The organism is Geodermatophilus sp. SYSU D01106, assembly GCF_054049995.1.
On record NZ_JBJGYM010000018.1, the window covers coordinates 67327 to 82536 of the forward strand.

The following is a 15210-nucleotide window of genomic DNA, read 5'->3' on the forward strand; positions in this document are numbered from 1 at the left end:
GCAGCAGGCCTCGGCTGGGTGTCATCGCGGCAGGACCCGGCCGGCGTGTCATCGCCGGATCCTCGGGTCGATGGCTGTGTACAGGAGGTCCACCACCAGGTTGATCACCAGGAAGGTCACGGCGAACAGCAGGATCGCGCCCTGCAGCACCGGGTAGTCGCGGGCCTGGACGGCCTGCAGCGCGAGCTGCCCCAGCCCCGGCCAGGAGAAGACGATCTCCACCACGACGACGCCGGAGAGCAGGTAGGCCAGCTGCACGCCGGTGACCGTGACCAGCGGCAGCAGCGCGTTGCGCAGCACGTGCCAGGTGAACACCTGCCGCCGCGGCAGCCCCTTGGCCTGGGCGGTCCGCACGTGGTCGGCGCCGAGCGCCTCGAGCACGCTCGACCGGACGAACCGGGTGATCACCGAGCCGGACACCACCCCGGTGACGACGGCCGGCAGCAGCAGCCGCTGCGCCCAGCCGGCCGGGTCCTCGGTCAGCCCGACGTAGCCGCCCGAGGGCAGCCAGCCCAGCGTCCCGGCGAAGACCAGGATCAGCACGATCGCCATCCAGAACTCCGGCACCGAGATGCCGATCTGGCTGAGCACGGTGGCCGCCCGGTCGACGAGCGAGCGGGGCCGCAGCGCCGAGATCGTGCCGAGCGGCACCGCGATGAGCAGCGCCACGAGGATCGAGGCGAGCGCCAGCGTGAGCGTGGCCGGCAGCCGCTCGGCGATCAGCGAGGTGACGGTCTCGCCGCTGCGGAAGCTGACCCCGAGGTCGCCGGTGACGGCCCGGCCGGCCCAGGTGAGGTACTGCTGCACCAGGGGCTGGTCGAGCCCGGACCGGGCCAGCAGCGCGTCGTAGGTCTCCTGGTCGAACCGGGTGCCCAGGGCCAGCCGGATCGGGTCGCCGGGCACCAGCTGGACCAGGGCGAAGACGACGACGCTCACCCCCGCCAGGACGACCAGCGCCTGGCCGACCCGGCGGAGGAGGTAGCCGCTCAGGGCAGCTCCACCGTCGCGAAGTCGATCGCCTTGTCCGCGCGGATCCGGTAGCCCTGCAGCCCCGGCGCCCAGGCCTGCACGACGTCGGGGTTGTAGAGGTACAGGTAGGAGACGTCGTCGACGATGATCTGCGCCGCCTGGTCGTAGAGCTGCTTGCGCGCGTCCTCGTCGGTCTCCACCGCGCCCTGCTGCAGCAGCTGGTCGACCTGCGGGTTGCTGTAGCCCTGGTAGTTGTTCGGGCCGTCGGTCTGGTGCTGCTCCTGGTAGTAGGCCGCCGGGTCGAGGTTGCCGAGCCAGCCGAGGTAGAAGGCGTCGAAGTCGCCCTGGCCCTGCCGGTCGAGCCAGGTGGCGAAGTCCAGCGTCTCGATCTCGACGGTCACGCCGATCTCCTCGAGCTGGCTGGCGATGACCTGCGCGGCGGTGACGGTCTCGGGGAACTCGTCGGTGACCATCAGGCCCATCGTCAGCGGCGTCTGCACGCCGGCCTGCGACAGCAGCTGCCGGGCCTGGTCGACGTCGCGCTCGAACGGTGCGTAGTCGAGGTGGAAGAAGCTGTCCTCGGGGATCGCCGTCTGGTTGGCCTGCGCGGCGCCGAACCAGGCCGCCTCGGCGACGGCCTCGCGGTCGACGGCCAGGGAGATCGCCCGCCGGACGTCGCGGTTGTCGAACGGCGGCCGGGCGTAGTTCATGGACAGGTACCAGTAGTCGACGCTCGGCGTCGTCTGCAGCTCGACGCTGTCGTCGTCGGCCAGAGACTCGATCTGCTGGGGCGGGACGTTGTCGGTCCACTGCACCTCGCCGTTCTGCAGCGCGGTGAGCGCCGCGGCCGGCTCGGTGATGTAGCGGAACTCGACGCCGCCCACGCTCGGGGCGCCGCCCCAGTGGTCCTCGTACGCGGTGAGGACGGTGCTGCTCGCGTCGGTGCTCTCGAGGCGGAAGGGCCCGGTGCCGTTGGCCTCGGTGACGAGGTCGATGTCCTCGGCGGCGTTCTCGGGCAGGATCGCCATGCCCTTGAACGCCCCGATCCGCTCCAGCAGGTTCGGCGTGGGCTGGCTGAGCGTCAGGACGACGGTCCGCGGGTCGGGGGCCTCGACGCCGGTGACGGTCGCGAAGCGGTAGGAGTTCTGCAGCTCCTCGTCGATGATCCGCCGGTAGGAGTAGACGACGTCGGCTGAGTCGAACTCGCTGCCGTCGTGGAACGTGACGCCCTCGCGGAGGGTGAACGTCCAGGTCAGGCCGTCCTCGCTGGTCTCCCAGCTCTCCGCCAGGCTCGGCTCCATCGTCAGGTCCTCGGCGTTCGGGACCACGAGGGTGTCGTAGACGTTCTCGAGCACCTGGAAGCTCGGATAGGCCGTCGTCTGGTGCGGGTCGAGCTGGTCGGGCTGGGCCGCGACCGCGGCGACGAGCGTGCCGCCCTCGCCGCCGCTCCCCCCGCCACCGCCACCGGTGTCGACGCTCTCCCCGCCGCCGCAGGCGGACAGCAGCAGGGCCGCGGCCGCGGCGAGGGGCAGGAGCCGGTTCGTGCGCACGGGGGACCTCCGGAGCTCGTCGGCGTCGTCCTCCCGACCCTGGCCCCGACCGCGCGCCCCCGCGAACCGAAACGGTGATCGTTACGTTTCCGCCACCCGGCTGCCTCAGGCGGCGATGCGCTCCCCGTCGCCGGCGCGGAACAGGTGCACCGAGCCCGGCCGCGGGGCCACCCGGACGACGTCGCCCTTCTGCGGTGGGCGGCGGCCGTCGACGCGGGCGGTGACGACGTGCGTCTCGCCGCCGAGCCGCGCGCGGCCGTAGACGTAGGCGTCGGCGCCGAGCTCCTCCACGACGTCGACCTCCACCGCCAGCCCCTCCGCCGCGAGCTCGAGGTCCTCCGGGCGCACCCCGAGCACCACCTCCGCCGCGTCGGCCGAGCCGAGCGCCTCGCGAGCCACCGGCACGAGCTGGTCGCCGAGGCGCACCCCGCCGTCGGCCACGGGGAGGGTGAACAGGTTCATGGCGGGCGAGCCGATGAAGCCGGCGACGAAGACGTTGCGCGGCCGGTCGTAGAGCTCGCGCGGGCGGCCGGCCTGCATGAGCAGGCCGTCCTTGAGCACCGCGACCCGGTCGCCCATGGTCATCGCCTCGGTCTGGTCGTGGGTGACGTAGACCGTGGTGACCCCGAGCCGGCGCTGCAGCGAGGCGATCTGGGTGCGGGTCTGCACGCGCAGCTTGGCGTCGAGGTTCGACAGCGGCTCGTCCATGAGGAAGACCTGCGGCCGCCGCACGATGGCCCGCCCCATGGCCACCCGCTGCCGCTGCCCGCCGGACAGCGCCTTGGGCCGCCGGTCGAGGTACTGCTCGAGGTCGAGCATCCGCGCCGCCTCGGCCACCCGCTCCCGGATCTCCCCCTTGGGCACCCCGGCGATCTTGAGCGCGAAGCCCATGTTGTCGCCGACGGTCATGTGCGGGTACAGCGCGTAGTTCTGGAACACCATCGCCACGTCGCGGTCCTTGGGCGCCGCCTCGGTGACGTCGCGGCCGCCGATGAGGATCCGGCCGGCGTCGACCCGCTCCAGGCCGGCGAGCATCCGCAGCGACGTGGACTTGCCGCAGCCGGACGGCCCGACGAGGACGAGGAACTCGCCGTCGGCGACCTCGAGGTCGAGCGCGTCGACGGCGAGGCGGTCGGCCCCGTCGTAGACGCACGTCGCGGAGTCGTAGGTGACGGTCGCCATCGCGGGGCCTCCGGGGGCGGGAACGGGCACGGGCAGCCATTCCCCGCGCACGCCGGGACGGCGCCCGGCACGCCGCGACAGTAGTGCAGCCGGGCACGCCGGAAAAGGGCCCGGCGGGCCGCCCGCCACCATTTCCCCGAGCGCGCCGGAATGGCGCCGCTGGCCCCGCTCCACCCGTCGCCGATAGGCTGCCCGCGCGCCATTCCCGGACCGCCCGGGGACCGTTCCCGGCGCACCTCGGAGAACGGCGGGACGATGCCGGAACTGCACGACCTGGTCGACGCCTGCCTCGTGCCCGGGTTCGCGGGCGACACCGTCCCCGGCTGGGTCCGCGCGGCGCTGGAGCGCGGGATGGCCGGCGTCTGCGTCTACGGCGCCAACCTCACCGCCGGGCCCGCGCAGCCGGCGCCCGAGCGGGTGCGGGCCATCAGCGACGCCGTCCACGCGGCCGCCCCCGACGCGCTGGTCACCCTCGACGAGGAGGGCGGCGACGTCACCCGGCTGGACTACCTGGTCGGTAGCGGCTACCCCGGCAACCTGGCGCTCGGCGTCGTCGACGACGTCGAGCTCACCCGCGCGGTCGCCGCGGCCGTCGGCGCCGACCTGCGGGCCGCCGGGGTCGACGTCGACCTCGCGCCGTCGGTCGACGTGAACAGCGACCCCCGCAACCCGGTGATCGGCGTGCGCTCCTTCGGTGCCGATCCGGCGCTGGTCGCCCGGCACGGCGCGGCGTTCGTGGCCGGGCTGCAGGCCGCGGGCGTCGCCGCCTGCGCCAAGCACTTCCCCGGCCACGGGGCCACCACCGTCGACTCGCACCTCGGCCTGCCGGTGGTCGACGTCGACCCGGCGATCGCGTGGGCCCGGGAGCTGCCGCCGTTCGCCGCCGCGGTGGCCGCCGGCGCCGACCTGGTGATGACCTCGCACGTGGTCTTCCCCGCCGTCGACGGGCAGCCGGCCACGCTGAGCCGCCGCTGGCTGGTCGACGTGCTGCGCGGCGAGCTCGGCTTCGACGGCGTGGTGGTCACCGACGCGCTCGACATGGCGGGCGTGCGGGCCGCGCACGGCATCGCCGGGGCCGGCGCGCTGTCGCTGGCGGCGGGCGCGGACCTGCTGCTGGTCGGCGCCGAGGACGGCGAGGAGCACTGCGCGGCGCTCCGCCGGGCGGTGACCGACGCGGTCCGCGCGGGCACGCTGCCCGAGAAACGGCTGCACGAGGCGGCCGGGCGGGTGCGGGCGCTGCGGGCCCGCCAGGCGGCGCGCGTCGCCGGCCCGGCGCCGGACGGCGACCCCGGCGCGGCCGCCGCGCGCCGGGCGCTGCGCTGCCGCGACGTCGTCCCGCTGGCCGCGCCGGCGGTGGTCGTGGAGGTGCGCGGGGAGGCGAACATGGCCGTCGGCGACGCCCGGTGGGACCTCGCCGGGCCGCTGGCCCGGCGGGGCCTGCTCGCAGAGACGCTGACCGTGCGCGACGGCGACCCGGGCGCCGCCGCGGTGGTGGCACGGGCGCAGGGCCGGCCGCTGGTGGTCGCCGTCCGCGACGCGTACCGGCACCCCACCGAGCGCGCCTGGCTGGCCGGCCTGCTCGCGCACCGGCCCGACGCCGTCGTCGTGGCGCTCGGCATGCCCGACGACGCCGCCCTCACCCCCGGCCCGGCGGTCGTCACGCACGGCGCCGCGCGGGTGCTCACCGAGGCCGCAGCCGAGGTGCTGGCCGGATGACCACGCTGGTCCGGGGCGCGCGGCTGGTCGACGCGGGCGGCGCCGTCGACGGCGGCTGGCTGCTCCTCGACGGCGCGACGATCGCCGCCACCGGCACCGGTCCCCCGCCGTCGGCCGACGACACGGTCGAGCTCCCGGGCGCCGACCTGGTCCCCGGCTTCGTCGACCTGCACGCCCACGGCGGCGGCGGGGCGGCCTTCGACGACGGCCCCGACGCGGTCCGCGCCGCGCTCGCGGCGCACCGGGCGGCGGGCACCACGCGGTCGGTGGTGAGCCTGGTCGCCGCCCCGCTCGAGGAGCTCGAGGCGTCGCTGGCCGGCGTCGCCGACCTCGCCGCCGAGGACCCCACCGTGCTCGGCGCGCACCTCGAGGGCCCGTTCCTGGCGCCGGCCCGCTGCGGCGCGCACGACCCGCGCCACCTGCGCGCGCCCGCGCCGGACGACGTCGCCCGGCTGCTCGCCGCCGCCCGGGGCGCGCTGCGCCAGGTCACCGTCGCGCCCGAGCTGCCCGGCGCCCTGGAGGCCGTCCGCGCGTTCAGCGCCGCCGGGGTCGTCGTCGCGGTCGGGCACACCGACGCCGACGCCGTGCTCACCGCCGCGGCCGTCGACGCCGGCGCCCGGCTGCTCACCCACGCGCTCAACGCCATGCCCGGCCTGCACCACCGGGAGCCGGGTCCGGTGGGCGCCGCGCTGGCCGACCCGCGGGTCACCCTCGAGCTGGTCCTCGACGGCGTGCACGTGCACCCCGTCGTCGCGGCGCTGCTGGTGGCCGGGGCGCCCGGCCGGGTCGCGCTGGTCACCGACGCGATGGCCGCGGCCGGCGGACCCGACGGCGCGCACCGCATCGGCGCCCTCGACGTCACCGTCCGCGGCGGCCGGGCCGTGCTCGCCGGCACCGACACGATCGCCGGCTCGACGCTCACCCAGGACGCGGCGCTGCGCAACGCGCTCGCCGCCGGCATCGGCCTGGTGCCGGCGGTGGCGGCGCTGACCAGCGTGCCGGCCCGCGCGCTGGGCCTGGGCGACCGGCTCGGGCGGCTGGCGCCCGGCTATGCCGCCGACGTCGTCGCCCTCGACCCGGACCGGTCCGTCACGGCGGTCTGGGCGGCCGGCGCGCGCGTGCGCTGAGCCCCTGCCGTCAGGGGCGCTGCCAGGCCGGCTTGGCCGCGTACACCTCCCGGTAGTGCCCGAGCAGCGTCAGCCCCGCGGCCGCCGCCTCGTCGACGACGACGGTCGCCCGCGGGTGCAGCTGCAGCGCCGAGCCCGGGCACATGCTGGTCAGCGGCCCCTCGACGGCGGCCGCCACCGCGTCGGCCTTCGCCTCCCCCTGCGCCACCAGCAGCAGCCGGCGGGCCTCGAGGATGGTGCCCAGCCCCTGGGTGAGGCAGTGCAGCGGCACCTCCTCCGGCGAGGCGAAGAAGCGGGCGTTGTCGGCCCGGGTGCGGGCGGTGAGCGTCTTGATCCGGGTGCGCGACCCGAACGACGACGTGGGCTCGTTGAACCCGACGTGCCCGTTGGCGCCGATGCCCAGCAGCTGCACGTCGATCCCGCCGGCGCCGGCGATCGCCCGCTCGTACGCCTCCGCGGCGGCCTCCAGGTCGGCCGCCCGGCCGTCGGGCACGTGCACCCGCGCGGGGTCCAGCCGCAGCGGCCCCGTGACGTCGCGGGCGACCACCGCCGCGTAGGACTCCGGGTGCCCGTCCGGCAGGCCCACGTACTCGTCGAGGGCGAAGGCGGTGACGCCGGACAGGTCCAGGTCGCCGGCGGTGACCCGGCGGGCCAGCTCGGCGTAGACGCCCACCGGCGAGGAGCCGGTCGCCACCCCGAGCACCGCGTCCGCGCACCGCCGCACGACGTCGGCGACGACGTCGGCGGCCACCCGGGCGACGTCGTCGGGCCCCGGCAGCACGATCACCTCCACGCGCCCACCTCCCCGGCGCTCACAGGGCGAGCGGCTCGGCGAGCCGCGGGCCGGCCGCCTCCCGGGCGGTCAGCGCGGCCCCGACCGGGGCCACCGGCACCCCGCGCGGGACCACCTGCACCCGCGCCGGCATGCCCAGGCTGCGCAGGAACGGCGACCCGTCGGCCTGCCGCTCCAGCCGGTCGCGCACCGCGGCGACCAGCGGCTCCCCCACCTCGGCCACGCCGCCACCGAGCACCACGTGCTCGACGTCGCAGGTGAGCACCAGCAGGCGCACGGCGGCCGCCACCGCGCCGGCGAACCGGTCGCGGACGCGCACCGCCGCGGCGTCCCCCGCCCCCGCGGCGGCGAAGACGGCGGCCGCGGCGGGCACCCCGTCCGGCGCCGGCCAGGCGGCGTCGAGCGCCGAGCCGGAGGCGTAGAGCTCCAGGCAGCCGCGCTGGCCGCACGGGCAGGGCGGGCCGTGCGGGTCGAGCGGCACGTGGCCGATCTCCCCCGCCCCGCCGCCGTGCCCGCGCCGCAGCCCGCCGCCCAGCAGCAGGCCGGCGGCCACGCCGGTGCCCAGGCCCAGCAGCGCGAGGTCGCCGCGCAGCCCGAGCACCCGGGCGGCCCCGACGGCGGCCACGTTGAGGTCGTTCTCCACCGTCACCGGCACCCCGCCGAGGCGGGCGGACAGCAGCGGCGCCAGGGCCACGCCGCGGTCGTCGATGCCGAGGTTGACCGCGTGCGACACCTCCCCCGACACGGGGTCGACCAGCCCCGGGACGCCGGCACCGACGGCCGCGAGCGCGCCCACGCCGGGGCCGGCGTCGGCGCACAGCCGCTCCACCACCTCGGCGGCCGCGGCCACCACGCCGTCGGTGCCGCGGCGGGTGGGCACCCGCACGCTGCCCCGGACGGTCCCGGCGTCGTCGACCAGCACGCCGAGGACCTTGGTGCCCCCGATGTCCAGACCCGCCGACCAGCTCCCCGCGGTCCCGGTCACCCCTTCACCGCCCCGGCCACCAGACCGGCGCTCATCCGCTTCTGCACGAGCAGGAAGAAGCCGATGACCGGCACGGCGATGAGCGTCGAGCCGGCCATGACCACGCCCCAGTCGGTGGCCCGGTTGGCCTCGACCAGGCCCTGCAGCCACAGCGGCAGGGTCCGCTCGCCCGGCTCGGTCATGACGACCAGCGCGAGCGTGTACTCGTTCCACGCCTGCAGGAACCCGTAGACGCCGGAGGCGACGAGGCCGGGTGCGAGCAGCGGGAAGGTGATGCGGAAGAAGGCGCGGGTGCGCGACAGCCCGTCGACCATCGCCGCCTCCTCCAGTTCCAGCGGGACGCCGTTCACGAATCCGCGCAGCATCCATACGGTGAACGGCAGAATGGCGGCCACGTAGACGATGGAGAGCCCCAGGACGGAATTCACCAGACCCCATCCGTCGAGCACGGCGTACTGCGAGATGAACAGTCCCTCGGCGGGGATCATCTGCACCACGAGAATGGTCACGATGAACGACTTCCGGCCGCGGAAGCGGAATCGGCTGATCGCGAGTGCGGCGACGAACGCGAACAGCACCGCGCCGGCGAGGGTGATCGCCGTGACCGCCAGCGAGACGCGGAACGAGGCGTAGAAGGACTCGTCGGTCAGGACCTGCCGGAAGTTGGCCAGCGTCCCGTCGACGGGGACGAAGGTCGGTTCTGGCCGCTGCAGCCGCGCCGTCGGCAGGAAGGCGCTGCTGACCATCCAGTAGATGGGGAACGCCCAGACGAGCGCGACGGCGACGGCGAGGCCGCCGAGCAGCCAGCGCGCGGCGCGGGTGCGCGGGCGGACCCGCCGCCGCGGGCGGGGCGCGGGCCGGGCGCCGCGGGCGGCCGGCGGGACGGCGACCGCCGGCGGGACGGCGGCGCTCACAGCTCCTCGTCCCGAAGCATGCGGCGGATGTAGAAGCCGGTGAGGCACAGGGTGAGGACGAGCATGACCGTGGCCATGGCGCCGGCCATCGAGAACTCCCGGGACAGCGAGTAGACGTAGGTGCCGAGCAGGTGGGTCTCCCGGGTCGGGGCGCCGGCCTTCTGCAGCACGTGGATCTGGGTGAAGACCCGCAGGTCCCAGATGACCTGCAGCAGGGCGGCGATGAGCAGCACGGGCTTGATCAGGGGCACCGACAGGTGGCGGAAGCGCTGCCAGGCGCTGGCGCCGTCGAGCTGGGCGGCCTCCACGCACTCGGCCGGGACCTGCAGCAGGGCGGCGTAGGTGGTGAAGACGACGAACGGCACGCTCATCCAGACCACGATCACCGTGGCGACGAGGTAGAAGGACGCCGGCTCGATGATCCAGGAGTGGCCGCGGAACTCGGCGAGCCCGAGCGGGCCGGCGAGCACCCAGTTGACGACGCCGTACTGGGAGTCGAACAGCCACTGCCAGACGGTGAGGGTGGCCAGCACCGGCGTGCCCCAGGCCAGCAGCATGCCGACCTGCAGGGTGATCCGGGCGGCGCGGCCGACCTTGCTCATCAGCACCGCGAGCCCGACGCCGACGGCCATGGTGAGCCCGGCGTTGACCAGGCAGAACGCCACCGACCGGCCGATGACGCCCCAGACGTAGGGGTCGCTCAGCAGCTCCGTGTAGTTGCGCAGGCCCACCCACTCGGCGGGCCGGCCGAACTGCTGCGCCAGGCCGTACTCCTGGAAGGACAGCAGGAACTGGCGGACCAGCGGGTAGCCGAGGCCGACGGCGATCGGCACCAGCGCGGGGACGAGCAGCAGGTAGGGGTTGAGGCGCGCCCGCCAGGGGGCCCGCCGGGGCACCGGGCGGGGCGGCGCCGGGGCGGGGCCGGGGGGCGCGGGGTCGCGCGGGGGCGCCGCCGTCTCCGGCGGCAGGGGTGGTGCGGCCATGGGGGCGCTCCGGGCGTCCGGGACCGGGGAGGGCGCGGGCCGCGCCCTCCCCGGTCGGGCGGTCAGTTGAGCGTCTCCTCGAGGAGCCGGTCGGCCTCGGCGGCGGCCTGCGCGACGTCGGCCCCGCTGGCGATCTGCTGGAAGAAGTCCTCCAGGATCCGGGCGCCCTCGACGTCGGCCCACCGCTCGGCGGCCGGCGTCAGCTTCGCGTCGACCGCCGCGGCGAGCGCGGCCTGCGCGTACGGGTCGTCCCCGAGGGCGCCGGCGTACTGGCTGTTCCCGGGGATGAGCCCGTTCTCGGCCAGCATCGTCTGGAACTCCTCGGAGTAGATGATCCGCAGCAGGTCGCGGGCCTCCTCCTGGTGCTGGGACATCGTCGGGACGGCGATGTTCGAGCCGCCGGCGAAGACCGTGGCCGGGGTGCCCGGCTGCGCGCCGGGCAGCGGGAAGACGCCGGTGCGCTCCTCGTTGCAGGCCTGCTGCTCGGCGAGCAGCGCCTCCGCCTCGGGCGAGGTGTCGTCGGGGTCGACGCCCTCGTCGCACTCGGGCAGGGCGATGCTCCACCGGGCCCAGGTGGGCGCGGAGAACATGGCGGCCTGGCCGTTGTTGAACGCGACCCACGGCTCGTTGGAGTCGGCGTCGCGCGGCGCGCGGGTGGCGTTGGTGAACAGGTCCTGGACCTCGGTGAGCGCCGCCTGCGACTCGGGGCTCGACAGCGCGCCGACCCAGCGGTCGCCCTCCTGCACGGCGAGCTCGCCGCCGCCGGTGAACAGCCAGGCGATGCCGTTGTACCAGTCCTGCCCGGGGAACCAGAACCCGCTGAAGTCCTGCGCCGGGTTGGCCTGCTGCAGCGCGATGGCCGCGGTGCGGAACTCCGCGAGGGTCTGCGGCACGGCCACACCGGCCTGCTCGAAGAGGTCCTTGCGGTAGAAGACCGCCCGGGCGCCCGAGTAGTAGGGCACCGCGTACAGCGTGTCGTCGACGGTCCCGGCCTCGACGAAGCCGGGCAGCAGGTCGTCGCCGCCGAGCTCGTCGTACATGTCGGACAGGTCGCTGAAGGCGCCGGCGTAGGTGAACGTCGGGCTCTGCGTGTTGCCGATCTCGACCAGGTCGGGCGTCTGGTCCTCGCTGGCCAGCGCCGTCTGCAGGCGCGGCACGAGGCCGCTCCAGTCCTGCTCCTCGATGACCAGCGTCATGCCCTCGTGGTCGGCCTCGAAGGTCTCGACGAGGTAGTCGCGCAGCTCCTGCGGGGTGTCCGTGCCGTTGAGCCAGAGCCGGACCTCGGTGTCCCCGGACGCCTCCGCCGTCGAGCCTCCGCCACAGGCGGAGACGGCGAGCAGCGAGGCGACCGCAGCGGCGGCCAGCCCGCCGGTGCGTACTCTTCTCATGTTGGGGTTCCTCCTCGTTCGCGCGGGTTGGGTCCTCCGACGTGCACCTGGCCGGCTCGGGGTGGTCACGTCACCCCGAGCTGGCCGGACAGCACGAGCACGGCCGCCCCGGAGAGGGCGCCGTCCTCGTCGAGCGAGGTCATCCGCAGCTGCACCGTGCCGCTGATGACCGGCATGGTCCGCTCGCGGAGGGCGGCCAGGGCCGCCTCCCGCAGGGGGCCGTCCAGGAGCTCCCGCGGGCCGCGCAGCACGACCTCCGGGAGGTTGAGCGCGCTCACCACGGGGGCGAGCACGATGCCGAGCCGCCGGCCCACCTGGGCCAGCGCCGCGGCGGCGTCGGCCGGGGCCAGGCCCTCGACGCGACGACGGAGAGCGGGGACCGAGAGCACGGTCTCCAGGCAGCCGGTGCGCCCGCAGGCGCAGGGCGCGGGCCGGCCGAGCGGGGCGCCGTCGACGTCGTCCCGCTCGTCGACGGCGGTGACGTGGCCGAGCTCGCCGGCCGCGTGGGAGTCGCCGTGCACCAGCGCCCCGTCGAGGACGATGCCGGCGCCGACGCCCCCGCCGACGGTGAGCACCATGAGCCCGCCGCCGGTGGCGTCGCCGTAGGTGAGCTCGCCCAGCGCCGCGGTGTTGGCGTCGTTGGCCACGTGCACCGGCAGGCCGAGCTCCTCGGTGAGCCGGGCGGCCAGCGGCAGGTCGTACCAGCCGCGGTTGGGGGCCTGCACGACGCAGCCGGCGGGGGTGATGACGCCGGGCGAGCCGACGCCGACCCCCAGGACCGGCAGCGGGGACGCCTCGGCGAGCTCCCGGCACAGCGCCGTGAGCGCCTCGACGGCGGCGGCGCCGGTGAGGCCCCGCACCGCCGCCGACCGGCGCTCGCGGACGGTGCCGGACAGCTCCAGCACCGCGCCGTGCATGCGCTCGTCGTCGGCGAGGTCGACCGCGACGATGGAGAACGCGTCGGTGCGCAGGCCGACCAGGGTGGCCGGCTTGCCCACCCGCGCCTCGGCGCGGACGCCGAGCTCGGAGACCAGGCCCTCGGCGAGCAGCGAGGAGACGAGGTCGGAGACGGTCACCCGGGTCAACCCGGTCGCGCGGGCGAGGTCCGCGCGCGACCGGGGACCCGAGTGGAACAGGTGCTGCAGCACCATCGAGCGGTGGTGCGCCCGGGCGTGCTCGGGCAGCACCTTGCGCGTCGGGCGCAGCGGACGGCGACGCGGGACGGGCGGCGCTGCGTCGGCGGTCACATTTGTCAGGAAAGGTTACTTACATATCCCGTGTCAAGAGGGTGGCGTCCCGGAGACCGGACGGTGACCTGGCCGCCGACGGAGGGAGCCGCCGCCCCGGGGAGGGGACGGCGGCTCCGGGAGCAACGGATCAGCGCGGCCGGACGGTGCCGGCCAGGTGCTCGCCGCCCCTCACGTCCCGCACGGCCACGTCCCAGCCGCCGCCGGCCGGCGACGTGGCCAGCCGCACCGTCGACGGCAGCAGCAGCGGCCTGCGGAAGGCGACGTCGTACACGAACGCGTCGGGCAGCCGCCCGGCCAGCGCCCCGAGCACCCGCGCCGCGGTCCACATGCCGTGCGCGATGGCGCGCGGGAAGCCGAACGCCCGCGCGGGGAGCCGCCCCAGGTGGATCGGATTCACGTCGCCGGAGACCCGGGCGTAGCGCCGGCCGGCGTCGGCGGGCACCCGCCAGGTGGCCACGGCGCGCGGCAGGTCCCCGACGGGCACCTCGACGTCGGACGCCGGCGCGCCCTCCGGCGCACGGGCCCCGCGGGCGAGGTAGGTGGAGCGCGACCGCCACACCTCCGCGCCGCCGGCCGACACGCTCGCGCGCAGGTCGACGGTCGCGCCGCTGCGGTGCGCGGCGAACCGCTCGGCCCACACCTCGAGGTCCAGCGGGGCGTCCGCGCCGAGCGGGGCGAGCACCTCGACGGTGTTGCGCACGTGCACCAGCCCGGGCAGCGCCAGCGGGAACGCGCGGTCGGCCATCAGCGCCATCTGCAGCGGGAACGCGAGCACGTGCGGGTAGGTCGCCGGCAGCACGTCGGCGAGCGACAGCCGGCACACCCGCGCGTACGCGGCCAGGTGCCCGCGGTCGACGGCGACGCCGGTGCGCGCCAGCCGGGTGGCCGGCAGGTCGCCGCCGCGGCCCCACGCCGTCAGGGCGGCCCGGGCGTACAGCGCGCCCAGGTCCGGCGCGGCGTCGAGCACGGTGGCCGCCATCAGGCCCCCAGCATCGACTGGCCGCACACCCGCACGACCTGGCCGTTCACGCCGGCGGCGCCGGGCTGCGCCAGCCAGGCGATCGTCTCGGCGACGTCGACCGGCAGCCCGCCCTGCTGCAGCGAGTTGATCCGGGCGCCGACCTCGCGGGTGCCGAAGGGCATCCTCGCCGTCATCTCGGTGACGATGAACCCGGGCGCGACCGCGTTGATCGTGGCGCCGCGCTCTGCGAAGGCGGGCGCCCAGGCGCGGACCATGCCGATGACGCCGGCCTTGCTCGCCGCGTAGTTCGTCTGGCCGCGGTTGCCCGCGATGCCCGACTGGGAGCTGACCGCCACCACGCGGGCGCCGGGCCGCAGCACGCCGTCGGCGTCGAGCAGCGCCTGGGTGAGGTCGAGCTGGGCCTGCAGGTTGACCGCCATGACCGCGTCCCACCGGGCGGCGTCCATGTTGACCAGCAGCCTGTCGCGGGTGATGCCGGCGTTGTGCACGACGACGTCGACCCCGCCGTGCCGCTCGCGCAGGTGCGTGACCAGCCGCCGGGCGGCGTCGGGCGCGGTGATGTCGAGCTGGAACGCCGTCCCGCCGATCTCGTTGGCCACCGCGGCGAGCGCCTCGCCCGCCGCGGGCACGTCGACGGCGACGACGTGCGCGCCGTCGCGGGCCACGACGCGGGCGATCGCGGCGCCGATGCCGCGCGCGGCGCCGGTCACGACGGCGACCTTGCCGGCGAGCGGGCGCTCGCTGCCACCCCCGGCGGGGACGTCGGCCGGCGACACGGTGAGCACCTGGCCGTCCACGTAGGCCGACCGCCCGGACAGGAGGAACAGCACCGGGCTCGCGACCGACGCCTCGGCGCCCCCGGGCACGTACACGAGGTTGGCCGTGGAGCCCGCGCGCAGCTCCTTGGCCAGCGAGCGCACCAGGCCCTCGAGCGCCTGCCGGGCCGCCGCCGGGGCCGGGGAGCCGGCGTCGGCGGGCGGGTCGGCGAGCACGACCACCCGGCCGGTGGGCCGCAGCCGCCTCACCGCGGGGGCGAGCAGGTCGTGCACGGCGGCGAGCTGCGCCGGGCCGGTGACGCCGGTGGCGTCGAGGACCACGGCCGCGGGCCGCTCGCCGTCGGCGGCCCCGTCGTCCGCCCCGTCGGCCGTGACCGGGGACAGGACGGCGACGCCGGCGTCGCGGAGGACGGCGGTCAGCGTCTCCCGGAGCCGCCCCTCCCCCGCCGAGCCGACGACGGCCGGCCCGGGCAGCACCGGCTGACCCGGCTCGTACCGGCGCAGCACGGCCGGCCGGGGCAGGCCCAGCTGCCGCACGAGGGAGGACCCGACGCCGGAGTTGGCGAAGGACGTGTACCAGTCGCTCACGGGGTGC

13 protein-coding genes are annotated in these 15210 nt (G+C 76.2%); 2 read left to right on the plus strand and 11 right to left on the minus strand.

Annotated features, from left to right (window positions below):
- Positions 1 to 48: 48 nt before the first annotated feature.
- From ACI78R_RS17690 to ACI78R_RS17700, 3 genes are all read right to left on the minus strand, one after another.
- A complete protein-coding gene (locus ACI78R_RS17690) occupies positions 49 to 990 on the minus strand; it encodes an ABC transporter permease (RefSeq protein WP_457041697.1) in 942 nt (313 codons plus the stop codon).
- On the minus strand, positions 987 to 2519 hold the full coding sequence (locus tag ACI78R_RS17695) for an ABC transporter substrate-binding protein (protein WP_457041672.1): 1533 nt from the start codon (positions 2517 to 2519) through the stop codon (positions 987 to 989). Before ACI78R_RS17695 ends, ACI78R_RS17690 begins: the two co-directional genes overlap by 4 nt.
- 105 nt (positions 2520 to 2624) lie before the next feature.
- The gene (locus ACI78R_RS17700) at positions 2625 to 3701 is read right to left on the minus strand and encodes an ABC transporter ATP-binding protein (RefSeq protein ID WP_457041673.1); all 1077 of its coding nucleotides are present in this window, start codon (positions 3699 to 3701) and stop codon (positions 2625 to 2627) included.
- Positions 3702 to 3956: 255 nt separating this feature from the next.
- On the opposite strand from ACI78R_RS17700, the gene ACI78R_RS17705 reads away from it, so the two are divergent.
- Entirely contained in the window at positions 3957 to 5417 is a 1461-nt protein-coding gene (locus ACI78R_RS17705) for a glycoside hydrolase family 3 N-terminal domain-containing protein (protein WP_457041674.1), read from the plus strand.
- Positions 5414 to 6544 carry an N-acetylglucosamine-6-phosphate deacetylase gene (gene nagA / locus ACI78R_RS17710; protein ID WP_457041675.1) on the plus strand — a complete coding sequence of 377 codons (1131 nt, stop codon included), beginning with the start codon at positions 5414 to 5416 and terminating at the stop codon, positions 6542 to 6544. Before ACI78R_RS17705 ends, nagA begins: the two co-directional genes overlap by 4 nt.
- Before the next feature lie 10 nt (positions 6545 to 6554).
- Here the strand turns inward: nagA and nagB are convergent, their stop codons facing one another.
- The 8 genes from nagB to ACI78R_RS17750 all read right to left on the minus strand — a co-directional run bounded on the left by nagB (position 6555) and on the right by ACI78R_RS17750 (position 15203).
- Positions 6555 to 7337 (minus strand): glucosamine-6-phosphate deaminase, encoded by a 783-nt coding sequence (gene nagB, locus ACI78R_RS17715; protein WP_457041676.1) that lies wholly within the window; start codon positions 7335 to 7337, stop codon positions 6555 to 6557.
- Positions 7338 to 7356: 19 nt separating this feature from the next.
- Entirely contained in the window at positions 7357 to 8322 is a 966-nt protein-coding gene (locus tag ACI78R_RS17720; protein ID WP_457041677.1) for an ROK family protein, read from the minus strand.
- The gene (locus ACI78R_RS17725; RefSeq protein ID WP_457041678.1) at positions 8319 to 9236 is read right to left on the minus strand and encodes a carbohydrate ABC transporter permease; all 918 of its coding nucleotides are present in this window, start codon (positions 9234 to 9236) and stop codon (positions 8319 to 8321) included. Before ACI78R_RS17725 ends, ACI78R_RS17720 begins: the two co-directional genes overlap by 4 nt.
- Positions 9233 to 10219 carry a carbohydrate ABC transporter permease gene (locus ACI78R_RS17730; RefSeq protein ID WP_457041679.1) on the minus strand — a complete coding sequence of 329 codons (987 nt, stop codon included), beginning with the start codon at positions 10217 to 10219 and terminating at the stop codon, positions 9233 to 9235. Before ACI78R_RS17730 ends, ACI78R_RS17725 begins: the two co-directional genes overlap by 4 nt.
- A gap of 62 nt (positions 10220 to 10281) precedes the next feature.
- Positions 10282 to 11607 (minus strand): extracellular solute-binding protein, encoded by a 1326-nt coding sequence (locus tag ACI78R_RS17735; RefSeq protein WP_457041680.1) that lies wholly within the window; start codon positions 11605 to 11607, stop codon positions 10282 to 10284.
- A gap of 65 nt (positions 11608 to 11672) precedes the next feature.
- A complete protein-coding gene (locus ACI78R_RS17740) occupies positions 11673 to 12854 on the minus strand; it encodes an ROK family transcriptional regulator (RefSeq protein ID WP_457041681.1) in 1182 nt (393 codons plus the stop codon).
- A 130-nt stretch (positions 12855 to 12984) separates the two neighbouring features.
- Positions 12985 to 13836 carry a MaoC family dehydratase gene (locus ACI78R_RS17745; RefSeq protein WP_457041682.1) on the minus strand — a complete coding sequence of 284 codons (852 nt, stop codon included), beginning with the start codon at positions 13834 to 13836 and terminating at the stop codon, positions 12985 to 12987.
- Complete coding sequence (locus ACI78R_RS17750; protein ID WP_457041683.1) at positions 13836 to 15203, minus strand: 3-oxoacyl-ACP reductase; 1368 nt, start codon at positions 15201 to 15203, stop codon at positions 13836 to 13838. Before ACI78R_RS17750 ends, ACI78R_RS17745 begins: the two co-directional genes overlap by 1 nt.
- Positions 15204 to 15210 lie beyond the last annotated feature (7 nt).

Coding starts and splice junctions, on each gene's coding strand:
- ACI78R_RS17700 (WP_457041673.1), bottom strand. CDS start 3,701: ATGGCGACCGTCACCTACGACTCCGCGACGTGCGTCTACGACGGGGCC.
- ACI78R_RS17735 (WP_457041680.1), bottom strand. CDS start 11,607: ATGAGAAGAGTACGCACCGGCGGGCTGGCCGCCGCTGCGGTCGCCTCG.
- ACI78R_RS17745 (WP_457041682.1), bottom strand. CDS start 13,836: ATGGCGGCCACCGTGCTCGACGCCGCGCCGGACCTGGGCGCGCTGTAC.
- ACI78R_RS17705 (WP_457041674.1), top strand. CDS start 3,957: ATGCCGGAACTGCACGACCTGGTCGACGCCTGCCTCGTGCCCGGGTTC.
- ACI78R_RS17730 (WP_457041679.1), bottom strand. CDS start 10,219: ATGGCCGCACCACCCCTGCCGCCGGAGACGGCGGCGCCCCCGCGCGAC.
- nagA (WP_457041675.1), top strand. CDS start 5,414: ATGACCACGCTGGTCCGGGGCGCGCGGCTGGTCGACGCGGGCGGCGCC.